This is a genomic window from Ruegeria sediminis, assembly GCF_005938215.1.
GTDB lineage: Bacteria > Pseudomonadota > Alphaproteobacteria > Rhodobacterales > Rhodobacteraceae > Ruegeria > Ruegeria sediminis.
Genome location: NZ_VCPD01000003.1, coordinates 210,221 through 234,029, shown reverse-complemented (window position 1 = coordinate 234,029; position 23,809 = coordinate 210,221). Strand labels below are relative to the sequence as shown.

General features: G+C 61.0%; 23 protein-coding genes. 17 read left to right on the top strand and 6 right to left on the bottom strand.

All coding sequences use genetic code 11. The features are described 5' to 3' along the window. Position 1 precedes the first annotated feature (1 nt). On the top strand, positions 2-628 hold the full coding sequence (locus FGK63_RS09620) for a 3-oxoacid CoA-transferase subunit B (RefSeq protein ID WP_138841599.1): 627 nt from the start codon (positions 2-4) through the stop codon (positions 626-628). A gap of 48 nt (positions 629-676) precedes the next feature. Here the strand turns inward: FGK63_RS09620 and FGK63_RS09615 are convergent, their stop codons facing one another. Then, on the bottom strand, positions 677-1,543 hold the full coding sequence (locus tag FGK63_RS09615; protein WP_138841597.1) for a lytic transglycosylase domain-containing protein: 867 nt from the start codon (positions 1,541-1,543) through the stop codon (positions 677-679). Positions 1,544-1,891: 348 nt separating this feature from the next. On the opposite strand from FGK63_RS09615, the gene FGK63_RS09610 reads away from it, so the two are divergent. The 16 genes from FGK63_RS09610 to pdeM all read left to right on the top strand — a co-directional run bounded on the left by FGK63_RS09610 (position 1,892) and on the right by pdeM (position 17,974). Continuing rightward, complete coding sequence (locus FGK63_RS09610) at positions 1,892-2,110, top strand: Flp family type IVb pilin (RefSeq protein WP_138841595.1); 219 nt, start codon at positions 1,892-1,894, stop codon at positions 2,108-2,110. 106 nt (positions 2,111-2,216) lie between these two features. Next, the gene (locus FGK63_RS09605) at positions 2,217-2,414 is read left to right on the top strand and encodes a hypothetical protein (RefSeq protein ID WP_138841593.1); all 198 of its coding nucleotides are present in this window, start codon (positions 2,217-2,219) and stop codon (positions 2,412-2,414) included. A gap of 160 nt (positions 2,415-2,574) precedes the next feature. Then, positions 2,575-3,432: a Flp pilus assembly protein CpaB gene (gene cpaB, locus FGK63_RS09600; protein ID WP_138841591.1), complete on the top strand. Its 858-nt coding sequence runs from the start codon at positions 2,575-2,577 to the stop codon at positions 3,430-3,432. A 195-nt stretch (positions 3,433-3,627) separates the two neighbouring features. Continuing rightward, a complete protein-coding gene (locus tag FGK63_RS09595; protein ID WP_138841589.1) occupies positions 3,628-5,034 on the top strand; it encodes a type II and III secretion system protein family protein in 1,407 nt (468 codons plus the stop codon). Positions 5,035-5,051: 17 nt separating this feature from the next. Next, positions 5,052-5,687 (top strand): OmpA family protein, encoded by a 636-nt coding sequence (locus FGK63_RS09590; protein WP_138841587.1) that lies wholly within the window; start codon positions 5,052-5,054, stop codon positions 5,685-5,687. A 196-nt stretch (positions 5,688-5,883) separates the two neighbouring features. Next, positions 5,884-7,119 (top strand): CpaE/TadZ family protein, encoded by a 1,236-nt coding sequence (locus tag FGK63_RS09585; protein ID WP_138841585.1) that lies wholly within the window; start codon positions 5,884-5,886, stop codon positions 7,117-7,119. Positions 7,120-7,141: 22 nt separating this feature from the next. Beyond that, positions 7,142-8,590 (top strand): TadA family conjugal transfer-associated ATPase, encoded by a 1,449-nt coding sequence (locus tag FGK63_RS09580; protein ID WP_138841583.1) that lies wholly within the window; start codon positions 7,142-7,144, stop codon positions 8,588-8,590. A gap of 11 nt (positions 8,591-8,601) precedes the next feature. Further along, complete coding sequence (locus tag FGK63_RS09575) at positions 8,602-9,570, top strand: type II secretion system F family protein (RefSeq protein WP_138841581.1); 969 nt, start codon at positions 8,602-8,604, stop codon at positions 9,568-9,570. 10 nt (positions 9,571-9,580) lie between these two features. Beyond that, positions 9,581-10,558: a type II secretion system F family protein gene (locus FGK63_RS09570; RefSeq protein ID WP_138841579.1), complete on the top strand. Its 978-nt coding sequence runs from the start codon at positions 9,581-9,583 to the stop codon at positions 10,556-10,558. Between the two features lie 12 nt (positions 10,559-10,570). Beyond that, complete coding sequence (locus FGK63_RS09565; RefSeq protein ID WP_246043995.1) at positions 10,571-11,155, top strand: tetratricopeptide repeat protein; 585 nt, start codon at positions 10,571-10,573, stop codon at positions 11,153-11,155. 30 nt (positions 11,156-11,185) lie between these two features. Then, complete coding sequence (locus FGK63_RS09560) at positions 11,186-12,034, top strand: tetratricopeptide repeat protein (protein WP_138841577.1); 849 nt, start codon at positions 11,186-11,188, stop codon at positions 12,032-12,034. Positions 12,035-12,037: 3 nt separating this feature from the next. Then, the gene (locus tag FGK63_RS09555; RefSeq protein WP_138841575.1) at positions 12,038-12,583 is read left to right on the top strand and encodes a prepilin peptidase; all 546 of its coding nucleotides are present in this window, start codon (positions 12,038-12,040) and stop codon (positions 12,581-12,583) included. A gap of 118 nt (positions 12,584-12,701) precedes the next feature. Then, a complete protein-coding gene (locus FGK63_RS09550; protein WP_138841573.1) occupies positions 12,702-14,009 on the top strand; it encodes an ATPase in 1,308 nt (435 codons plus the stop codon). Then, positions 14,006-14,806, top strand: a complete 801-nt coding sequence (locus FGK63_RS09545) for an NAD(P)-dependent oxidoreductase (protein ID WP_138841571.1) — start codon at positions 14,006-14,008, stop codon at positions 14,804-14,806. Before FGK63_RS09550 ends, FGK63_RS09545 begins: the two co-directional genes overlap by 4 nt. Before the next feature lie 42 nt (positions 14,807-14,848). Then, positions 14,849-17,269 carry a ligase-associated DNA damage response DEXH box helicase gene (locus tag FGK63_RS09540; protein WP_138841569.1) on the top strand — a complete coding sequence of 807 codons (2,421 nt, stop codon included), beginning with the start codon at positions 14,849-14,851 and terminating at the stop codon, positions 17,267-17,269. A 42-nt stretch (positions 17,270-17,311) separates the two neighbouring features. Next, entirely contained in the window at positions 17,312-17,974 is a 663-nt protein-coding gene (gene pdeM, locus FGK63_RS09535; RefSeq protein WP_138841567.1) for a ligase-associated DNA damage response endonuclease PdeM, read from the top strand. A gap of 56 nt (positions 17,975-18,030) precedes the next feature. Here the strand turns inward: pdeM and folD are convergent, their stop codons facing one another. The 5 genes from folD to ftsH all read right to left on the bottom strand — a co-directional run bounded on the left by folD (position 18,031) and on the right by ftsH (position 23,786). Beyond that, complete coding sequence (gene folD / locus FGK63_RS09530) at positions 18,031-18,921, bottom strand: bifunctional methylenetetrahydrofolate dehydrogenase/methenyltetrahydrofolate cyclohydrolase FolD (RefSeq protein ID WP_138841565.1); 891 nt, start codon at positions 18,919-18,921, stop codon at positions 18,031-18,033. 57 nt (positions 18,922-18,978) lie between these two features. After that, positions 18,979-19,284, bottom strand: coding sequence for a chorismate mutase (locus tag FGK63_RS09525; protein ID WP_138841563.1), 306 nt, complete (start codon positions 19,282-19,284; stop codon positions 18,979-18,981). Positions 19,285-19,343: 59 nt separating this feature from the next. After that, on the bottom strand, positions 19,344-21,020 hold the full coding sequence (locus tag FGK63_RS09520; protein ID WP_138841561.1) for a formate--tetrahydrofolate ligase: 1,677 nt from the start codon (positions 21,018-21,020) through the stop codon (positions 19,344-19,346). Between the two features lie 165 nt (positions 21,021-21,185). Then, a complete protein-coding gene (locus tag FGK63_RS09515; protein ID WP_138841559.1) occupies positions 21,186-21,761 on the bottom strand; it encodes an MOSC domain-containing protein in 576 nt (191 codons plus the stop codon). A gap of 108 nt (positions 21,762-21,869) precedes the next feature. Beyond that, the gene (ftsH, locus tag FGK63_RS09510) at positions 21,870-23,786 is read right to left on the bottom strand and encodes an ATP-dependent zinc metalloprotease FtsH (protein ID WP_138841557.1); all 1,917 of its coding nucleotides are present in this window, start codon (positions 23,784-23,786) and stop codon (positions 21,870-21,872) included. Positions 23,787-23,809: the final 23 nt, after the last annotated feature.

Here is a 23,809-nt window from a genome sequence, read left to right as displayed (position 1 = left end):
CATGCCCTGGGACCGCAATCAGATGGCCGCGCGCGCGGCGGATGAGCTTGAAGACGGCATGTACGTGAACCTAGGCATCGGTATCCCGACGCTGGTGGCGAACTATGTGGGCGACAAGGACATCACCCTGCAATCCGAGAATGGCATGCTCGGCATGGGCCCCTTTCCTTTTGAGGGAGAAGAAGACCCCGACCTGATCAATGCCGGCAAGCAGACGATCACCGAACTGGCCCGGACGGCCTATTTCGACAGCGCAACATCCTTCGCCATGATCCGAGGCGGCAAGATCGCGGCGGCGATCCTGGGCGCGATGGAAGTGGCCGAGAATGGCGACCTTGCGAACTGGATGATCCCCGGCAAGCTGGTAAAGGGGATGGGCGGCGCCATGGACCTGGTGGCCGGCGTCGGCCGTGTGGTTGTCGTGATGGATCACACCAACAAGCACGGCGAGTCCAAGGTACTCAAGGAATGCACCCTGCCGCTGACCGGCAAGGGCGTTGTCGACCGCATCATTACGAACCTGGGTGTTCTCGACGTGGTCGAAGGCGGGCTGGCGATCGTCGAACTGGCCGACGGCGTCACCGAGGACGAATTGCGCGCCGCGACCGAGGCGACCATCGTCAACTGAGTTGGTCAAAAACCGCTGAACCGGCCCGCCCCGAAACGGCGGGCCTTTTCATTGCATGGTCTGGAACACGCAGCCGTCCGAGATCAGTTCGGGCGGCGTGGCGCACAGGGCCCGCGCAACCTGGAAGGCGGCAAGGACCTTTGGCACGTAGTCGCGCGTTTCGGCATAGGGCGGCACGCCCCTGTGCTGCCGCACGGCCCCCTCGCCCGCGTTGTACCCGGCAAGCACGAGGATCGGGTCGCGGTCGAATTCCTTCATCAGCCAGTCCAGATACTTGACCCCGCCCGCGATGTTCTGCCCCGGTGACAGGCTGTCCTTGACGCCAAAGCGCTTGGCGGTTGCCGGCATCAACTGCATCAGCCCTTGGGCGCCCGCCTTGCTGACCGCCTCGGGCCGTCCCGAGGATTCGACGGAGATCACCGCCAGGACCAGCGCAGGCGAAACGCTTGTCCCGATCGTCGAACGGAGAATGTCGATCCCGCGCTCCCTGGCGATTTCCTGCAGCCGCTGCAAACGCGGCGCGGCGACGCCGGTGCTGGTCAGTGCTCGTATCGCCTCATCCAACCGCCCGGCGCCGGCCTGTGCGAGTTCCGGGGAGACCTTGGTCCAGAAATCGCCGTAGCGGCCTGCCTGCGTTGACGGGCGCGCGATGGACCCGTCAGGTTGCGCTTTTATTGCGGGGAGGACGGCGACCTCGGGACGTTCGATCTTGGTCCCGGTGCTTGGCGCGAACGGCCTTGCCGCATGTTCGTCCGGAGTGATCTGCACCGTCACTTTCGGACGCGAACCGGGCTGCGGCGCCTTGATCCTCTTGTAGCCCCCGCCCGATGTAGGCTCCACCGCATGGGCCGGACCTTGCCCAGTTACCAGAAACGCCAGCGCGCCGGCACATAGCAATGCGCTCCGGAGGTTCATCTGCTCGCCTCATCATTGTGTTTTGTAGGGATTTGTCCGGGATTTCGCCCCGCAACACCAGAAAAACACTGAGAATTGGGGCAGTTTTGCCGCATTTGATACCGAATTGCATCGCCCGCAGACAGAAAGGCATCAAATCGCAAACTTTTTATCATTCTATTTCAATACCTTACCTAATTTCTTTCCGAGAAGTTAAGCAGGAGAAGAAAAATTCGTGTTTTGGCCCAAATCCTGCCACGGGCGGCAGGCAATCATACTCCCATACCGCGACGGCAAGAACCGAAGTGAGAGATGGTTCTGAACGACGCCGGGGTAGACTGCATTCTGGATCCTTAGGAGGGACATATCATGATGAAGATTTTCAAGCGTTTCCGCAAAGACGAAAGCGGCGCCGTTACGGTTGACTGGGTCGTTCTGACCGCAGCCGTGGTTGCCCTGGCAGCTGTTGCCTACAACCAGATCTCGACCGGCACCAGCGCCATCTCGGGCAACGTCTCGTCCGCGCTGTCGGGCACGACCGTTTCGACCGGCCTTGGCGGCGGCACGACACCCGCACCGAGCCCGTAATACGACGGCTGAAAGCAAACTTAAAGCTGCGTAATCTGGTGGGGCCGCGTCTTTGGATAGAAGATGCGGCCCTCCGTTTGTTCCAAGTTTAACAGGAGGTGGCACGATGCGTGACTGCCAAAGAAACTTTCTCGACGATGAATCCGGTGCGGTGACCGTGGACTGGGTTGTTCTGACAGCCGCCGTTGTCGGTCTTGCCGGAATAACATACCACGCAATCAACGGGCCAACAGGAAATGTGGCGACATCAGTCAGCAATTCCATCTCGGGCACATCGGTCAGCACCAATTTGAACTCGAATTGATCGAGACCATCCTGGCGGACAGCAATCCGCATACAGGCAATTAGGACTTTTACCGAATTTGTCCCTGATTTGGACACAATTTCCATTTACTCTTGGCTGGCAACTGGAATTGTTTCGGCTGAATACACATCACCGACCAAAGTGAACATGAGGTACTGAAATGCGGGCGGTCTTTGGACTTGTATTGCTTGTGGGGGTCGCGCTGGCGGGCGGCGCCGTGATGATGGCGCGGAACTACATCGCAGAGTACCAAGCGGAACTGGCCCGCGAGCGGCAGGCACGCGATTTGATCGTTCCCACCAAGGAAGTTTATGTCTCAAATCGGGCCTTGCGTTATGGCGAGCGGCTTGATCAGGAAGACGTGCGTTTGGTCAAATGGCCCGAGAATGCCATTCCCGAAGGCACGTTCCTGGCCGAATCCGACCTGTTCCCGCAAGACAAAGAAGACAATCGCTTCATCCTGCGCGCCATGGAAAAGGACGAGGCGATCATGGCGGTCAAGGTCACTTTACCCGGAGAACCGGCAGGTCTGACGTCGCAACTTGAACGCGGAATGCGCGCATTCGCGATTCGCGTCGATGTCGCATCCGGCGTTTCCGGCTTCCTGCGCCCCGGCGATCTCGTTGACGTCTATTGGACCGGAGGCATCGGCGACGCGATCGAAGGCGCCCGCGGGGAAATTACCCGTCTGATCGAATCCAACATCGAACTGATCGCGGTGGACCAAATCGCTGGCAGCGACCTGACCGGTGCAACCATCGCACGGACGGTGACGGTTGCTGCAAGCCCGGAGCAGATTGCCGCCCTGGCGCAGGCCCAGAACACCGGGACACTGTCCCTCGCCCTGGTCGGCGCACAGGACGACACCGTCGTCTCCGCCATCGAAGTCAACCAGCGCAAACTGCTTGGATTGGGCGAAATAGAAGCGGCGCCCGTGGCCGAGCAGGAGAAAGTTTGCACGATCCGCACCCGCCGGGGAGCCGAGGTGGCGATCATTCCGATCCCTTGTACAAACTGACGGGTTTTCAGAAAGTTACGCCAGCAGGGCCACGCGTTTTGCGTGGCCCTGTCGTTTTTGGTTGTTGCCAATTGTCCACATAAGGATCTTTCCGGAAACCATTGATTATTGCAAAAAAACCGGAAGTCGCGCAGTGTTTCACATCATAGGGCGGAAGACCCGGAAAAACGAGGCGTGATCGGAAAGGCAGGTCACATGACAATTAATTCTTGGATTAGGTCAGCCCTGCTGGGGTTGGCTGTTGTTTTTGGACCGGTCGGCGAAGCCGCCTGGGCCGAAAATATCAGCGTGGTCAAGAAGGGGACGGCCGAAACACTGGAAGTCCCGATGAACCGCGCGGTGGTGGTCGAAAGCGACGAACCTTTTGCGGAACTCAGCATCGCGAATGCCGGCATCGCCGACATTTCTTCGCTTTCCGACCGTACGATCTATGTTCTGGGCAAATCGCCCGGTTTGACGACCCTGACGCTTTTCGACGGGGGTGGCAATCTGATCGCAAACGTCAAGGTCCGCGTCGCTCCGGACGTCACCGAATTCAAGGAGCGTCTGCGTCAGATCCTGCCGAACGAAAAGATCGAGGTTCGGACCGCCAATGACGGGATCGTGCTCTCGGGCACTGTTTCCAGTTCGGCCCGCCTTGACCGCGCGCTGGAACTGGCGGAACGCTACGCGCCTGAGCGTGTTTCCAACCTGCTGTCCGTAGGCGGTGTCCAGCAAGTGATGCTGAAGGTGCGCTTTGCCGAGATGCAACGCACGGCGCGCAAGGCTCTCAGCGCTTCGCTCGGCTTCGGCGGCAACGATGTGAATGGTGGCTACAACACCCTTAATACCCAAGGTGCCCTGACCGGTGCGCTGAACAACTTCATCCCGTTCACCAACACCAATACCGGAGCGATCCTGTTCGGGTTTGGCGCCGGTTCGACGCAGGTCCGCCTGTTGCTGGAAGCCTTGGAGCAAAAGGGCATGGTCCGCACGCTGGCGGAACCCAACCTGTCGGCCTTGTCCGGACAGGAAGCGAACTTCCTGGCTGGTGGTGAATACCCAATTCCTGTGCAGCAGGAAGAGGGCGTGACCACGATTGAATACAAGCCATTCGGTGTGGAGATGAAGTTCGTACCGCGCGTCGTAGATGGCGACCTCATCAACCTTGAGATGATCGCGGCTGTCTCGGCTCTCGACTCGACGAACCAGGTCGTGATCTCCGGTTTCTCCATCGACTCGTTCATCCGGCGCGAAGCTTCCACGACCGTTGAACTGCGGGACGGTGAAAGCTTTGCCATCGCCGGCCTGATCCAGGACAACTTCCTTGACGATGCATCTCAGTTGCCCTGGCTGGGAGACGTTCCGGTGCTTGGGTCACTGTTCCGCAGCGCCGAATATCAGCGCCAGCAGTCCGAACTCGTGATCATCATCACCGCGCATCTGGTTTCTCCGACCCGCGGCGAGGCGCTGGCCCTGCCCACGGATCGGGTAAAACCGCCGAGCGAGCTTGACCTGTTCCTGAACGGCCGCGTTGCCAACACCGTGCGCGTCGGAAGTGGCGCGGCGGCGGAAGTCGCCAAGCAGGACTTCGGCAGCTCCTACGGCTACGTGTTGGATTGATTGGAAGGATGGGACCAATGAGAAAGTGGATAGTCACGTTAGGTCTTACGGTCTCCGTCGCGGCCTGCGCACGTGAAGTCGGCTATGAGATCGATCAAGGCACATTCGGAAACGCGACGCTGAACAACGTTCAGATCATGAACGGTGAACTCAGCTACGGCCAGATCCTGGCGCAGCGTTTCGCCGCCGATGTGCCGACGCAGATCAACTTTGCCTTCGACAGTGCGCAGTTGGACGCTTCGGCCCAACAGATCCTGATCCAGCAAGCCAACTGGATACGCCAATTCCCCGAAGTGCGCTTCCGGGTTTACGGCCATACCGACGCCGTCGGATCGACCTCCTACAACTACAACCTCGGCCTGCGCCGTGCCCAGGCGGTCGTTTCCTTCTTTGCAAGCCAGGGAATCTCGCGGTCGAGACTGGAAGCCCTTGTTTCCGAGGGTGAAACTCAACCGTTGATTCCCACGGCGGAACGCGAGCGGCGCAACCGCCGAACAGTGACCGCGGTTTCCGGCTTCGTCGGGCGTCATCCGAATGTGCTCGACGGTAAGTATGCGCAGGTAATTTACCGCGAATACATCAAGAGTGCCGTTCCGATATCGAACCTCTCCACAGAGAGCGGCGCGGACGTTTTCGCCGCCACTGGACAATAAAAAGAATTGGGCGGCATCGTCGCCCAATTCCTTACAATTGGTTCCTTTGCGCCCAAATCTCGCCCAACTTCCCAGTAACACTGTCAACGATAGGTGAGTTGCGGCCAAAATTGACCGCACCGGGGCAACGGCGGACCGAACCAGGCGAAATGTGTCTCCTGTGGCCTGCCGAGCCTCTTCAAAGAGGATTGTGTTAATGAGCAGCGCGACGCCGCAACCCGAATCGAGCGCCATCCTGGCCTGCACGGTCAGCAGGGACGTACAGAATTTCGATCTTCTGATCGAAGACATGGAATCCGCGCTTGGGGAACAATGGGGCGATCTTGGTTTCGCCGAAGCGCTGGCCTTCTTCACCCAACCCGAAGCGGAATCCCTGCAGTTCATCGCATTGGCCATCGACGGCGAGGATGAGGACAACCTGTCCCTGATGGGCGAGATCATCACGCAGGCCAAATCCCGCGGCATCAAGATCGTCCTCATCGCAGAGGATGTCACACCCGCATCGCTGCACCAGTTGCTTCGCAAGGGAGCGGACGAATTTGTCCCCTACCCCTTGCCCGAAGGTGAACTTCAGGAAGCGATCGACCGGATGAACAAACCGGAGCCGATTCTGCAAACACAGCAGGAAACCGTTGCGCTCAAATCCGGTGAGGCCAAGGAAGGGGCTCTGTTTGTCGTTCACGGTCTGGCCGGCGGCGTCGGCGCCACGACGCTGGCCGTAAATTTGGCCTGGGAACTCGCCACCGTGTCGGCCAAGGAGGCCCCGAAGGTCTGTCTGATAGATCTGGACCTGCAATATGGGTCGGTTTCCACCTATCTCGATCTGCAGCGCCGCGATGCCGTCTTTGAAATGCTCTCCGATACCGCCTCGATGGACGAGGAGGTCTTTGGCCAGGCCCTGCAAACCTTCAATGACAATCTGCAGGTACTGACCGCCCCGGCGGACATGATTCCGCTCGACATCATCACGCCCGATGACGTGCAAAAGGTGATCGATATGGCGCGGGCCCATTTCGACTATGTCATCGTGGACATGCCGAAAACGCTGGTTCACTGGTCCGAGACCGTGCTGAACGCGGCACATGTCTATTTTGCCCTTCTCGAGTTGGACATGCGCTCGGCCCAGAACGCGTTGCGCATGAAGCGCGCCCTTCAGGCCGAGGATCTGCCCTTCAACAAGCTTCGGTTCGCGCTGAACAAGGCGCCGAAATTCACCGACCTCAGCGGAAAGAGCCGTGTCAAGCGCATGGGCGAAAGCCTGGGCATCTCGATCGATCTGCAACTCCCCGATGGCGGGAAAACCGTCATGCAAAGCGGCGATCACGGTCTGCCGCTGGCCAGTTCAGCTGCCAAGAACCCCCTGCGCAGGGAAATCGCGAAACTCGCGCAATCGCTCCACTCCCTCGGCAGCAGAGATGCCGAAGCCGCGTAACGTCAGCCTCAGAGGGTAGAAGATGTTTTCCAGATACAAGAAACAGCCTACCGCTACACCCGTCGCGGCGCAGAACCAGGCTTCGAAATCCAGTTCACAAGCCGCCGCGGCCCCGCCCGCCGCAGCCACAACTGCAATGATCCGAAAACCGGTGCATAAAAAATCCGCCGAACCGGTGGCGGCTGACCGGGACCGCAAACGCAAAGAGCGTTTGGGCGAAATCAAAGTCGACCTGCACCGTGAACTGCTGGAAAACCTGAACCTGTCGGCATTGGAAAACGCTCCCGAAGCCGAGCTTCGCGCCGAAATCAGCGCGATCGCAAACGAGGTCCTTGAGCAGAAGAGCATCGTCCTGAACCGTGAAGACCGGACGCAGCTCAACAACGAGCTGTTCGACGAAGTCACCGGCCTGGGTCCGCTGGAAACGCTGCTGCGGGACGACACGGTCAGCGATATCCTCGTGAATGGCCCCCAGCAGATCTTCATCGAACGCGAAGGCAAGCTCGAACTCAGCGACGTCACGTTCAAGGACGAAAGGCACCTGATGCGGATCATCGACAAGATCGTGTCCGCTGTGGGCCGTCGCGTCGATGAATCTAACCCTTACGTTGACGCCCGGCTTGCAGACGGTTCGCGTTTCAACGCGATGGTTCCCCCAATTGCAGTGGACGGATCGCTGGTTTCGATCCGGAAATTCAAGAAAGACAAGCTCAGCATCGACGATCTGGTGAAGTTCGGGGCCTTTACCGAGGAAATGGCCGCGTATCTGCAGGCGGCGGTGTCCACACGCCTGAACATCATCGTTTCCGGCGGTACCGGTTCGGGGAAGACGACGACCCTGAACGCCTTGTCCAGCTTCATCGATGATTCCGAGCGTATCTTGACCATCGAGGATACGGCGGAACTCCAGCTTCAGCAGACGCATGTCGGCAGGATGGAAAGCCGCCCTCCCAACGTGGAAGGCAAGGGCGAGGTCAGCCCGCGCGACTGTCTCAAGAACGCCCTGCGGATGCGCCCTGACCGCATCATCGTGGGCGAGACTCGGGGGGCCGAGGTGATCGACATGCTTCAGGCCATGAACACGGGCCATGACGGTTCGATGACCACCATTCACGCCAACTCGGCCCGCGACGGCATCTCGCGTCTCGAGAACATGATCGCCATGGCCGGGATCGAAATGCCGATCAAGGCGGTGCGCAGCCAGATCGCCAGCGCCGTGAACCTGATCGTCCAAGCCAGCCGCCTGCAGGACGGTTCGCGCCGGATGACGTCGATCACCGAGATCACCGGCATGGAAGGCGACGTGATCTCGATGCAGGAAATCTTCCGTTTTCAACGGGTTGGCCTGACGCCGGACAACAAGATCATTGGACACTTCACCGCGACGGGTGTCCGCAGTCATTTCTCGGAACGGTTCCGTCTGTGGGGGTACGACCTGCCCCCATCGATCTACGAACCGACCACGATGTAGGAGGCCGAAAGATGCAAATCAGCATGGAGCCGGTAATCTACGGCCTCATCTTTCTTGGCGTGTTGGCACTGGTCGAAGGCATCTACCTGGTCGCTTTCGGCAAGTCCATCAGCCTGAACAGCCGTGTCAACAGACGCCTCGACATGCTCGACAAGGGCGGCGCGCGCGAGCAGGTTCTGGAACAGCTGCGCAAGGAAATGCAGCAGCACATGCGGACAAAGAGCATTCCGCTCTACTCGCTGCTGGCCGACAAGGCGCAAAAGGCGGCGATCGCGTTCACTCCAAGCCAGTTGATCATGATCATGGCCTTGTTGTCCGGCGTCGCGTTCGTCGGGCTGAGCATCGGCACGAACACGGACACGGGTCTTCGCGCCGCCATATCCGTGGCGATCGGTGTCGGCGCGGTCTATGCATGGGTGAACCGCAAGGCCAAGGTGCGCATGAGCATGATCGAGGAGCAGCTTCCCGATGCCGTGGAACTGATGGTGCGCTCGCTGCGCGTCGGACACCCCTTTGTCTCGGCCATTCAAATCGTCGCCAAGGAAGTCGATGACCCCCTGGCCACCGAGTTCGGCATCATCGCCGACGAAAGCGCCTATGGCCGCGACGTTGGGGATGCACTCAAGGAAATGGCCATTCGCCTGGACATGCAGGATCTTCGCTTTCTCGCCGTTGCCGTCGCGATCCAACGTCAGTCGGGCGGCAACCTGGCCGAAATTCTAGCCGGCCTCGCCAAGGTGATCCGCGCCCGATTCCGCCTGTTCCGCCGTGTCAAGGCCATCACCGCCGAAGCGCAATGGTCGGGCAAGTTCCTGTCGGGCTTTCCGATCTTCTGCCTCGTCGTGATCCTGGTCAACGACCCTGGCTACTACGATGCGGTCATTGACCATCCCATGTTCATCCCGGCCTGCTTTTTTGTCGGCATCATGCTGACGGCGAACCTGATCGTGATGCGCATACTGACCAACATCAAGGTTTGAGGAGGCCGGAATGGAGTTTCTGACCCGCATCAACGACTTCCTGACAGAGCATCTGGGAGAGTTTGGCCCGCTCATCGTCGTGGGCGCCTTGGGTCTGTTCATGATCCTGCTGACCATCCCGGCGATCATGAACCAGCCCGAAGACCCGCTGAAGAAACTGCAGCGGGCCAATGCGCCCAAGAAGGCGACAAAGAAAAGCAAAAAGGAACAGCTACGCCAGGCCGGGCGGAACGAGCAGTTGGAGCGGTTTGCCAATTTCCTTGAACCGCAGGACGCTGATCAGTTGTCGGCCATGCAGCTCAAGCTCCGGCAGGCCGGGTACCAGACCAAGGATGCGGTGCGGTTTTTCCACTTTGCCCAATTCGCCCTGGGGATCACCGGTCTTTTGGGCGGCGTCATTTTCGTGACGTTTTTCGCGGGCGATCAGGAATTCGACGCGCAGCAGTTGGCGATCCGGGTTCTGGTGCCCGGGGTGGTCGGATATTTCCTGCCGAAATACTGGATCACGCGCCGTGTCGAGACACGCAAGGAAAAGATCACTCAGGGTTTTCCCGATGCGCTGGACATGATGCTTGTTTGTGTCGAGGCGGGTCAGTCGCTTGACCAGTCCATCGTGCGGGTGGCGCAAGAAACCCGCGCTTCTTACCCCGAAATCGCCGAGGAGTTCGAAGTTGTCGCCTACGAAATGAAAGCCGGCAAGGAAAAGGACAAGGTGCTGCGGGACATGGGTACGCGCTGCGGCGTGCAGGACGTAAGCTCGTTCGTTACCGTGCTGATCCAATCGGCCACTTTCGGCACATCGATCGCCGAGGCCCTGCGCGTCTATGCCGGAGAAATGCGCGACAAGCGCGTCATGCGCGCCGAAGAGGCCGCGAACAAGTTGCCAACCAAAATGACCCTTGCCACAATGACGCTGACTGTGCCGCCGCTGCTGGTAATCCTCGTCGGACCCTCGGCCAAGGGCATCGCGGAACTTGGCAATATGTGAGCAGAAACCATTATGAAAATAACGGGTGCGTACGGACCCGCAACCTACCGCAAGATGTTCCTGGCCACCGTGGTTTTTGCCGCGGTGGCTTCTTGCACGGATCCTGATCTGCCCGAAGGCCCCTACCCGCCCGGAGTGGATCCTCGCGGCGAGTCCGTGGACGGGATCGAAGTCGGCAACCGTCTGATGGAGGCGGGCGAATATGAGCTGGCGATCAACGCCTTTACCCGAGCGGCGCTCGAACAGGGCATGACCACTGAAATCCTGACCTCGATAGGGACAGCCAACCTGGGTCTCGGACGCCTGAGGCAAGCCGAAGAACTGCTGCGCCGGGCGGTCGAGGGCGATCCTGACTGGCCGGTGGCGTGGAACAATCTCGGCGTCCTGCTGATGGAAAAGGGCGAGTATCCGGAAGCCTCCAAGGTGTTCGAAAAAGCTTATGCCTTGGACAATGGCGAAAGTGACGCAATCAGGGACAATTTGCGGTTGGCACTCGCAAAAATTGAAAATCCTGATAATAATGATGTCCAAGAAAAAGAAGAACTAAAACTGGTGCGGCGGGGCGAGGGCGATTTCGTCATCCGCAAGACGCCATGACACAGGCAAGAGCAGTAAAGGACGCAAAGAATGCGCCAACCTATTCTGATTCCGACCGTGATCGCGTGCGGGCTGGTTCTGTCGGCTTGCGCAAAAAAGGAAGAAGAGGCCGTCGAACGCGCCTTTCAGGAAGTCAACGTCATTGACGAGACCAACCTCAACGACGTGATGCTGAGTTCGGCCAACCCGAACGAGGCGGTCACCTACTTCCAAAGAGCCACCAGCGAGAACCCCGACCGGGCGGATCTGCAGCGCGGCCTCGCGATCTCTCTGACCCGCGCGAAACGCAACACCGAAGCGGTCGCCGCATGGTCCAAGCTGAACTCGATGTCGGGCACCACCGTCCAGGACAAGGTGAACATGGCGGATGCCCTGGTCCGCAACGGCGAATGGAAGCGCGCCGAAGAGGTTCTGAACTCCATTCCCCCGACGCTCGAAACATACGAGCGTTATCGCCTCGAAGCGATCGTGGCCGACGCCAAGAAGGACTGGAAGCGGGCAGACACATTCTACGAAACCGCCATCGGCCTGACCACCCGCCCCGCGGGCGTCATGAACAACTGGGGCTACTCCAAGCTGACACGCGGGCAATATGCCGAGGCTGAGAAACTGTTCACCGAGGCGATCCGACAGGATGGCTCGCTGTATACCGCGAAGAACAACCTCGTTCTCGCGCGCAGCGCACAGGGCAACTATTCGATGCCGGTGATCCCGATGAGCCAGGTCGAACGGGCGCAACTGCTGAACACGATGGCGATTTCGGCGGTCAAGCAGGGTGATGTCTCTACAGCCAAGAACCTGTTCAGGGATGCGATCGAAACCCATCCGCAGTATTTCGAGGAAGCAGTGCGCTCGCTGGCGGCTCTCGAGGAAACCTGATCCATGGCAATTCCGGCAATGGCGGCATTGTGGTTCCTGCCATTCGTGCTGCCCATCTGCTTTTATGTCGCCTTCACCGACATGCGGGAGATGCGGATCAAGAACCACGCGGTCTGCGCCTTGGCCCTTGTATTCCTGATCGTCGGCTTCTTCGTGCTGCCACCCTGGAGCACGGGTTGGTCCGTGGGCGCGATCGGTCCGTGGACCGTTTCATTGCCGGTCTATGTCTGGCAACTGCTGCATCTGGCCGTCGTTCTTTTGATCGGCTTCCTGCTGAGTGCCGGCGGCGCAGTCGGAGCGGGTGACGCAAAATTCGCGGCCGCTGCAGCGCCCTTCGTCTGGAGCGCAGACCTGCGGCTTCTGCTGGCCATTTTCGCCGCGACCGTTCTGGGCGCCTTTGCTGCGCACCGGATCGGAAAGCACACCGCCCTGCGCCAGATCGCGCCGGATTGGACAAGCTGGGAAATGGGCAAGCTGTTTCCGATGGGGCTGGCGCTTGCCGGGACCCTGTCCATCTACCTGATAATGGGCGCTTTTCTAGGAGCGTGACGCTCCATCAGTCCGCCCTGCCTCTGCCATTCTGCTGACACATTGCTGGACCAGATTCACCATATGCGAGTTCGGTACGCAGAATTTTGACGTGCAATTGGATAGGCGGGCATCTCTCATGAACATGCAGACCACCGACGTGATTTCTCCCCCAGCGCCCAAGGGCCTGGAGGAAATGAAGCTGCCATTGGTGATGATGCGGGACATCCTGCTCAAGACTGTTTTCCGCAAGAACGTGAACATGGTCAGCGAAATCGCCGAAGCAATCTGCCTGCCGAACTCGGTGACGCAGGAACTCGTGGACATCGCCCGCAGTCAGAAACTCCTCGAAGCGACCGGCACGCTGAACGCCAACAATGGCAACGAAATGGGCTACCAGTTGACCGATGCGGGCAAGGCGCGGGCGTTGGATGCACTCAGCCAGTCCGAATATTTCGGCGCCATGCCTGTGCCGCTGGACGTCTATCGCGAACAGGTCAAGCGTCAGTCCATCCGCAACATCCAGGTGACTCGCGATCAGCTGATCAACGCGATGGGGCATCTGGTGCTGCCCAACAGCCTTCTGGACCACCTTGGGCCCGCTGTCAGCGCCGGGCGGTCGATCCTGATGTACGGCCCGCCGGGCAACGGTAAATCCTCGATTTCCAACGGAATTCGCGACGCCTTGGGTGACAACGTCTACGTCCCCCGCGCCATCGAATATGCCGGTCAGGTCATCACGGTCTATGACCCGATCGTCCACAACGCGATCGAACAGGAGCCGGACGACCCGAACCAGTTGCGTCGCCGCAAGCGCTTCGACACCCGCTACGTTATGTGCGAGCGGCCGACCGTGATCACAGGCGGTGAACTGACGCTCAACATGCTGGATCTGGTCTACAATCCGACAGCGCGCACCTATCAGGCGCCGCTGCAGCTCAAGTCGACCGGCGGCATCTTCATCGTCGACGACCTTGGCCGTCAGACCGAACCGCCACAGGCGCTGATCAACCGCTGGATCGTTCCGCTGGAAGAGGGCAAGGACATCCTCGGCCTGCAGTCGGGCGAGAAGTTCGAGGTTCCCTTCGATACGCTGGTGATCTTTTCGACCAACTTCCACCCGAATGAGATCTTCGACCAGGCAGCGCTGCGCCGGATCTTCTTCAAGATCAAGATCGACGGCCCGAATCAGGAGAACTTCCTCAAGATCTTCGCCATGGTGGCCCGCAAACGTGGCATACCGCTGGACGAAAGCGCGCTGGTGCATCTGCTCAAGGTGAAATACCCGACGATCAACAACGTCTACGCGAACTATCAGCCGATCTTCCTGATCGACCAGATGATCGCGATCTGCGAGTTCGAAGGCATCCCCTACCAGATGAATCCCGAACTGATCGACCGGGCCTGGGCCAACATGTTCGTCAGGGACGAAGAGATCGTCAGATGATCGGAGTCGCCGGTTGCGGCCGGATGGGTGCGCCGATGCTGGCGGCCCTCCGCCGCGCCGGTTTCGACGCCAAGGGGTTTGACATCCGTCCCTCGGACGAATTCGACGACTTGTCCCCTTTTGTCACGAATGACGCCCAGGTCTTTGTCGGTGGCCTGCAAACACTGATCACGGTCGTGCGGGACATCCCGCAGACCGAAGACGTGCTGTTCGGGGCGCAAGGATTCGCCCGCTCGGAAACTATGCAAAGGGTGATCCTGTGTTCGACCCTTTCCCCGCGCTACGTCCTTGCGTTGCGCGACCGGGTGCCGGGCCATATCAAACTTATCGATGCGCCCATGTCGGGGGCCCAGATCGCCGCACAGGAAGCACGGCTGTCCTTCATGCTGGGCGGCCAGGACTCCGATCTGGACCTGGCCCAACCGCTGTTCGACGCGATGGGCACCCATTTCCATCGGATGGGCGGCTTCGGTACGGGGATGCAGGCCAAGGTCCTCAACAACCTGCTCGCCGCCTCCAACACTGCCATGACGCGCCTGGTTCTGGACTGGGCCAAGGCCGCCGGACTGGATCAGCGCAGGCTTCTTGCCCTCATTCACACCAGTTCCGGTCAGAACTGGTTTGCGTCGGGGTTCGATCAGATAGAATTCACCCGTGACGGCTACGGCGACGACAACACGATCGGTATTCTGGTCAAGGACGTGGAAAGCGCGCTGGACGCCGCCCCGCACGGTGCCGACATCGACTTGCCGCTCGCTGTTCAGCGCGTGATCCGCGATCTGAAACCGATACGATAGGACACCGTTTCCGTCCCTGTACAGCCGGGGTAATCTGCCCGCATGCCGCAGATTCCCGCCCAAATCCGAAACTGGTTCGCCGCCAAGGGCTGGTCCGTCCATCCCCACCAACAGGAACTGTTCGACAGGGCCGGAGACGCTGCGACCCTGCTGATCGCACCCACCGGCGGCGGCAAGACGATGGCCGGTTTCCTTCCGACGCTTGCCGAATTGGCGGACGGGTCGCATGTGGGCCTGCATACACTGTACGTCTCGCCACTCAAGGCGCTGGCGGCCGATATCAAGCGCAACCTGCGCGCCCCAGCAGACGAGATCGGCTTGGCTATCCGCATCGAGGACCGAACCGGCGACACTCCGGCCACGCAGAAGAAACGGCAGCGCGCAGACCCGCCCCACATACTGCTGACCACGCCGGAAAGCCTTGCCCTTCTTACTTCCTACGAGGATGCGCCCCGGATGTTCGCCGGGTTGCAGCGCGTAGTCGTCGACGAAATTCACGCCCTTGCCGAAAGCAAGCGCGGCGATCAACTTATGCTGGCGCTGGCCCGGCTGCAGAACCTGCGCCCCTCGCTTCGGCGCGTCGGTCTGTCGGCAACGGTCGAAGATCCGGCGGCCATAGCCGGTTTCCTCGCCCGCCACCCTGACCCCTGCGAGATCGTACTGGCCGACCCCGGCCCGGACCCCGACATATCCATGCTGGAGACCGAAGAAATGCCGCCGTGGTCCGGCGGCGGGGCGGCCTATGCGATTCCGGCGGTATTGGAGCAGGTCAGACGGCACAGGACGACCCTGATCTTTCACAATACGCGTGCGCAGGCCGAAATCTTTTTTCACAACCTTTGGCTGGCCAATGACGATGGACTGCCGATCGGCATCCATCATGGCAGCCTAGACAGGCAACAGCGCGAGCGGGTCGAGGCCGCCATGGTCCGGGGCGAGTTGCGCGCCATCGTCTGTACAGGCTCTTTGGATCTGGGCATCGACTGGGGTGACGTGGACCTGGTGATCCAGATCGGCGCGCCCAAGAACGTCAAACGTCTGGTTCAGCGGATCGGGCGCGCCAACCATCGCTACAACGCGCCCTCCAAGGCGCTGCTGGTGCCCGCCAACCGGTTCGAGGTGGTGGAATGCGTGGCGGCGCTGGAAGCCGTCCGGGCACACGATCTTGACGGCGAACCCCGCGGACCGGGCCCGCGCGACGTTCTGTGCCAGCACATCCTTATCGCCGCTGCCGCCGGACCGTTCGACGCCGGTGCGCTTTTCAACGAAATGACCAGCGCCGGCCCGTTCGCCGCGCTGACCCGGGCCGAGTTCGACGCCTGTCTCGAGTTCTGCGCCACCGGCGGATACGCCCTGCGCGCCTATGACCGCTGGCAGCGATTGCAGCGACGTCCGGACGGAACGTGGCAACTGCGCGACCCTCGCGCCGCGCAGCGCATTCGCATGAACATCGGCACGATCCAGGATACCGATACGCTCAAGGTCCGGCTCAGGCGCAATCGGGGCGGCAAGCCGCTGGGCGAGATCGAAGAAGGGTTTGCCGCCTCCCTCACGCCTGGGGACACATTCCTGATCGGCGGGCAGATCGTCCGATACGAAGGCCTGCGCGAGATGGTCGTCGAAGTGACCCGCCGCGCCGACAAAAAACCCAAGATCGCCACCTTCATGGGCACGAAATTCGCAACGTCGACCCAACTGAGCGACCGCATCCTCGACATGTTGGCGCAACCCGACTGGCCGCAATTGCCGCGACACACCGCCGGCTGGCTGGCCTTGCAACGCGATGTCTCGCGCCTGCCCGAGCGCGGGAGGCTATTGATCGAGAGCTTTCGGCACGACGGGCGGGAACATGTCTGTGTCTACGGCTTTGCAGGACGCAACGCGCAGCAGACGCTGGGCCTTCTGCTGACCAAACGCATGGAGGAGTTGGATCTGGCGCCTCTCGGTTTCGTGGCGACCGACTATGCGACGCTTATCTGGGGCCTCGATGCGGTAACCGACCCTCGCCCGCTGTTCCGCATCGAGGCGCTCCGGCAGGGGCTGGAGACGTGGCTGGCAGGCAACGCGGTGATGAAGCGCACATTCCGCGCCAGCGCCACCATCGCCGGCCTGATCGAACGCAACACCGCCGGGCAGCGAAAGACGGGGCGGCAGGCCACATTTTCGTCGGATATCCTTTACGACACCTTACTGAGATACGACCCTGATCACCTGCTGATGCAGATCACCCGGGAAGAGGCGATGCGCGGGCTGGTCGATTTCGGCCGAATCGAAGCCATGATCGAACGTGTGGGCGGGCGGATCGACCTGGTGCGCCTGGATCGCGTCTCACCCCTTGCCGCGCCGTTGTTCCTTGAGGTCGGCAAGGTCCCGGTACAGGGCGCCGCCGAAGAACGCCTGCTGGCAGCGGAAAGCGAACGGTTGCTGCGCGAAGCAGGGCTGGTGCAGGCAGAGGCAGGTTGAACCGCCTTGCATTGCGATGTGGAACAGGCGAAAGAACGTTCCATGAACGGCTACGAATTTTCCTTTTCCGGCCAGCGTCTGAGCGCGTTGGCTTCCGGCGCGTTGTTCTGGCCGGACCAGCGTCTGCTCTGCGTGTCGGACCTGCATCTGGGTAAATCCGAGCGCACGGCGAGACGCGGCGGCCCTGCCCTGCCGCCTTACGAAAACCGCGACACGTTGAACCGGTTGGCTGACGACCTTGACCACACGAAGGCGCATACCGTCATCTGCCTGGGGGACAGTTTCGACGATCTCGGAGCGGCGGAGTCCCTTACCGAGGCGGAAAGGTTGCAGGTTTCGACCCTTCAGGCCGGACGCAGATGGATCTGGATCGAAGGCAACCATGATCCCGGCCCGGTCGAACTGGGCGGCACGCACTTGGCGGCATGGACCTGCGATGCCCTGACGTTCCGGCACATCGCCCTGCCCCAAGCACGGTCGGAAATCTCGGGGCACTACCACCCAAAGGCGACGCTGCGTACTTCGGGCCGCTCCATCACCCGGCCAGCATTTTTGGTGGACAGGTCGCGCGTCATTCTGCCGGCCTATGGCACCTATACCGGCGGGCTGCGCAGCAGCGACCAGGTATTGAAGGGGGTGATGGGACCGGGGGCCATGGCGATCCTGACGGGCAGGCATCCTTGCTGCATACCCATGCCCCGTTAGTACGCCGGGAGCCCGCGGGTCAAGCCGCGCCCACACGCGCGGCCTGACCCCGTTTCTTACGCCGTCAAGCCCTCGGGTTCGGGAAGCCCATTGGCGCGGCAGCACGCCGTCAGGGTGTTGGCCAACAGACACGCGATGGTCATGGGACCGACGCCGCCCGGCACAGGGGTGATCGCTCCGGCCACGGCCGCGGCGCTTTCATAGTGGACATCGCCAACCAGCACGTTCTTGCCGTCGCGCTCGATACGGTTGATGCCCACGTCGATCACGGTAGCGCCTTCCTTGATCCAGTCCCCCTGCACCATTTCGGGCCGACCCACGGCGGCCACCACGATATCGGCACGGCGAACGACGTCCGGAAGATCCTTGGTGCGCGAATGCGCGATCGTCACTGTGCAGCTGTCGCCCAGCAGAAGCTGCGCCATCGGTTTGCCCACGATGTTCGAACGGCCGATGACGACCGCGTCCTTGCCCGACAGGGAACCATGGTGGTCGCGCAGCATCATCAGACAGCCCAACGGGGTACAGGGCACCATCGACTTCTGGCCGGTTCCCAAGAGACCCACGTTGGAAATGTGGAAACCGTCGACATCCTTGGCCGGGTCGATGGCATTGATTACAAGGTCCTCGTTCATGTGCCTGGGCAGCGGCAGTTGGACCAGAATGCCATGAACCGCCGAATCGTTGTTCAGCTTGTCGATCAGGTCCAGAAGGTCCTTTTGCGGGGTATCCGCGCTCAGCTTGTGCTCATAAGAGTTCATGCCGACTTCGACGGTCTGCTTGCCCTTCGAGCGGACATAGACCTGGCTGGCCGGATCTTCGCCGACCAGCACGACGGCCAGACCCGGGGTGATGCCGTGTTCTTCCTTCAGCCGCGCGACGTGATCCGCCACGTGGCCCCGTACAGTGGCCGCAAAGGCCTTGCCGTCGATGATTTCCGCTACCATCTTGATCCCTTCCTTCAAAATCCGCCCGGGCGTCGCCGCGCCCGGTCGGGCCACCCTTCATTCAGCGCCAAGCACCCGCTCCTCGCGGGCGATCGACCAGTCAATCAGAATGCGCCAGAGCCGTTCCGCCAGATCGGGATCCATCCCGGTGGCGGCGGCCTTGGCGCGTACGTTTTGAACCACCTCTTCCACCCGGGCCGATATTCGTGCCGGCAAGCCTTCGCCCGGTTTCAGTTCGGCGGCACGGTCGATGTAGCCTGCGCGTGTCGCCAGCATGTCGATCAACTGCCGGTCAAGCCTGTCTATCTGGGTCCGCAATTCCTGCATCGAAGCGCAATCCTGCGGCGGTATCAGAGGGGGCATGAGAATCTCCTGCGGCCCGGGTGGTTTCTCCCGGGCCACGGGATGTCTTATTTGACGGCTTAGAACAAGCCCTCGATCTGGCCCGCCTCGTTGAGGCGGATCGTCTCGGCAGCCGGCGTGCGGGGCAGGCCGGGCATGGTCATGATCTCGCCGCAGACCACCACGATGAAACCCGCACCGGCGCTCAGACGCACTTCGCGGACCGGGACCGAGTGGCCGACCGGCGCGCCGCGCAGGGCCGGGTCGGTCGAGAACGAATATTGGGTCTTGGCCATGCAGACCGGCAGGTTGCCATATCCGGCGGCTTCCCATTCCTTCAACTGATTGCGGATCTTGGCGTCGGCCAGAACCTCGTCTGCGCGATAGATGCGCTTGGCGATGGTCTCGATCTTCTCGAACAGCGGCATCTCGTCCGGGTAGATCGGCGAGAAATTCGCGGTGCCTGCATCGGCGAGTTCCACGACCTTCTTGGCCAGCGCCTCAGAGCCTTCCGAGCCTAGTTCCCAATGACGCGACAGGACCGCTTCGACACCATGATCGCCGCAATAGGCCTTGACCGCCTCGATTTCGGCATCGGTGTCGGTGACGAAGTGGTTGATGGCAACCACGACCGGCACGCCGAAGGACTTTACGTTCTCGATGTGGCGGCCCAGGTTGGCGCAGCCCGACTTGACCGCGGCGACGTTCTCGGCGCCCAGATCGGCCTTGGCCACGCCGCCGTTCATCTTCATCGCGCGCACGGTGGCCACGATGACCACGGCCGACGGAGCGATGCCCGCCTTGCGGCATTTGATGTTCATGAATTTCTCGGCGCCCAGGTCGGCGCCGAAACCGGCCTCGGTCACCACGTAGTCTGCAACCTTCAGGGCGGTCTTGGTGGCGATGACCGAGTTGCAGCCATGCGCGATGTTGGCGAAGGGGCCGCCATGCACGAAGGCCGGGTTGTTTTCCAGCGTCTGCACGAGGTTGGGCTGCATCGCGTCCTTCAGAAGAACGGTCATCGCGCCTTCGGCCTTGATGTCGCGGCAATAGACCGGGGTCTTGTCGCGGCGATAGGCCACGATGATGTCGCCCAGGCGCTTTTCCAGGTCCTTCAGGTCGTTGGCAAGGCAGAGGATCGCCATCACCTCGGACGCCACGGTGATGTCATAGCCGGCTTCGCGCGGGAAACCGTTGGACACGCCGCCCAGAGCACAGGTGATCTGACGCAGGGCACGGTCGTTCATGTCGACCACCCGGCGCCACACGACGCGGCGCATGTCGATAGCCTGCTCGTTGCCCCAATAGATGTGGTTGTCGATCATTGCCGACAGCAGCGAATGGGCCGAGGTGATCGCGTGGAAGTCGCCGGTGAAGTGCAGGTTCATCTCTTCCATCGGGACGACCTGTGCGTAACCGCCACCTGCAGCGCCGCCCTTCATGCCGAAGTTCGGGCCAAGCGAAGCTTCGCGGATACAGACCATCGCGTTCTTGCCGATGCGGTTCAGGCCGTCGCCCAGACCCACGGTTGTGGTCGTCTTGCCCTCACCCGCCGGGGTCGGGTTGATCGCGGTCACCAGGATCAGCTTGCCGTCCTCGCGGTCCTGGACCGAATTGATGAAGTTCTGGCTGACCTTCGCCTTGTCGTGCCCGTAGGGCAGCAGATCTTCGCTGGGAATGCCCAGCTTGGCGCCGATTTCCATGATCGGTTTCTTGTTCGCTTCGCGGGCGATTTCGATGTCGGATTTGTAGCTCATTGGGCAGGGTCCCTGATTGAAGTCCGTGCAAAACCGACGCAGGGCGTCGGTGCTGGTCACTCCATACCGTCGCGTACAAACGTATTGGATATGGATTCCGACATATTCACGCCGTGAAGCGGCGTAGCCCGGATTCGCCGGTTTCAGATCGGAAACCCGAACCCGCTATGGCTTCCATTGCCGCTGGTCCGGAACGAACAGCGTCAGTTTGTCGCCAAGCTTCAGGTCTCCGGGGCGCTCGACCCAGGCGGTGACGCCCCGCCGTCCCTCTGCTGCCGTTTTGAAAGCGGCGCCAAAACCGGGCTTGTCGGCCTCGATCTCGCGTCCCGGAAGGACGCAGGGCCGGTTCTCCATGTCCACCGTCACGGTCAGGCCGCTTTGCCCCTGCAATCTCGATGAGGGTGGTACATGCGTGAAATCCGGGATGCCCCGCACGACGATACTGGCACCCAGGAACGCGGGATCCAGATGGTCCAGCCCCATCTCCGCCGCGATCACGTCCAGATCCTCGGCGGACAGGATCGACAATTGCCGCACGTTGCGAATTTCGGTTCCCCTTGGATAGAGGTTCGTGACACGGCTGCAGGAGGGGCGGTTTATGCCCTCGTGCCGGGCGCCGCGGTCCCCCGAAAAACCCAGGTCAAGCCTGTCGACCGGCGCGGCGCGCAGGGATCCACCCGCCGCCACGTGACCAAGCCAGATCACTTGTCCTTCTAACTCGGTCCTGCGCAAACCGGACATGCCCGCCTCCCTGCTCTCGCCAACTTGACTTCACGCCTTGTTCTCTCTGAGGAGATGGGCGTCGTCAAACGGGAAAGACCCGGAATTACCCGGGTCTTTGGCAAATCATCAGGAAGTGGGTTCAGGCTCCATCCCTTCGTCGGGGGGCGACTTCTTGACCTTGGTCTTCGGAATAGCGGTGACGCTCGGCGCGCGTCCCTCATCCGAGTCGTCGCTTTCGTCGTCGTTTTCCTGGGGCGGCTCGCCTTTCATGACGCGCTTGATCTCATCTCCGGTCAGGGTTTCGTATTCCAGCAACCCTTGCGCCAGACGCTCCCATTCTTCCTTGTGTTCCATCAGGATCTCGTGAGCGCGTTCGTATCCTTCCTGGATCAGGCGCTTGACCTCGCCTTCGATCAGTTCCTTGGTATGAGCGGAAACCGAGAACCCGGCGGTATTGCCGCTATAGCCCTCATGCGCCTCGGCGTAGTCGATGTTGCCAACCTTGTCCGACATGCCCCAGCGCATCACCATGGCGCGCGCCAACTGGCTGGCTTGCTGGATGTCGCCGGCGGGGCCGTTCGACACGTGGTTTTCGCCGTACTTGATGATCTCGGCAGCCTTGCCGGCCATGGTCATGGCAAGCTTCTGCTCGCATTCGTCCTTGTGCCAGTTCAGCCGGTCCATTTCCGGCAGCGAGACCACCATGCCCAGCGCGCCGCCGCGCGGAATGATGGTCGCCTTGTAGACCGGATCGCATTCCGGCAGGACCAGCCCAACGACCGCGTGACCGGCTTCGTGATAGGCGGTCTTTTCCTTCTGATCGGCCGTCAGCACCATCGAGCGGCGCTCGGCCCCCATCATCACCTTGTCCTTGGCGTTCTCGAAATCTTCCATGGTGACAAAGCGGCGGCCCACGCGTGCGGCCATCAGCGCAGCCTCGTTGACCAGGTTCGCCAGATCGGCGCCCGAGAACCCCGGGGTGCCGCGCGCGATGATGCGCAGATCGACGTCAGGTCCCAGAGGTGTCTTGCGGGCGTGAACACCCAGAATTTTCTCGCGGCCCTTGATGTCGGGATTGCCGACCGTCACCTGGCGGTCGAACCGGCCCGGGCGCAGCAGCGCCGGGTCCAGCACGTCCTTGCGATTGGTCGCGGCAAGGATGATCACGCCTTCATTGGCCTCGAACCCGTCCATCTCGACCAGCAGCTGGTTGAGGGTCTGTTCCCGTTCGTCGTTGCCGCCGCCATAACCGGCGCCGCGATGGCGCCCAACGGCGTCGATCTCGTCGATGAAAACGATGCAGGGGGCGTTCTTCTTGGCCTGTTCGAACATGTCGCGAACCCGCGAAGCACCGACACCCACGAACATTTCCACGAAATCCGAGCCCGAGATCGTGAAGAACGGCACGCCCGCCTCACCCGCAATTGCGCGGGCCAGAAGCGTCTTGCCGGTGCCCGGAGGGCCGACCAGCAGCGCGCCCTTGGGGATCTTGCCGCCAAGGCGCGAGAATTTCTGCGGGTTGCGCAGGAATTCGACGATCTCTTCCAGTTCTTCTTTGGCTTCGTCGATGCCCGCCACGTCATCAAAGGTCACGCGGCCATGTTTTTCGGTCAGCATCTTGGCCTTGGACTTGCCAAAACCCATCGCGCCGCCTTTGCCGCCGCCCTGCATCCGGTTCATGAAATAGACCCAGACACCGATCAGCAGCAGGAACGGCAACAATGTGATGATGAAGGACTGGAACCCAGATTGCTGCTGCTTTTCGGCGCGCACCGGGATGTTCTTGTCGATCAGAAGCTTGGTAACCTCGGCGTCGGTGGGCTTGATCGTCACGTAGTCGCGCCCGTCGCTCGTCCGATACCGGATCTGCTCGCCATCCAGCGTCACCCTGCTGACATCGCCCGCGTCCACGGCGCTGACGAATTCGGAATAGGTCTTTTCGTGGCTCTGGAGCGTTCCGCCCGACCCGCTGAACAGATTGAACAGAGCGAGGATAAGCAGAAACAGGACGACCCAGAAGGCGATGTTACGAGCGTTGCCCAAGGAAATACTCCCAAATCTTTTCG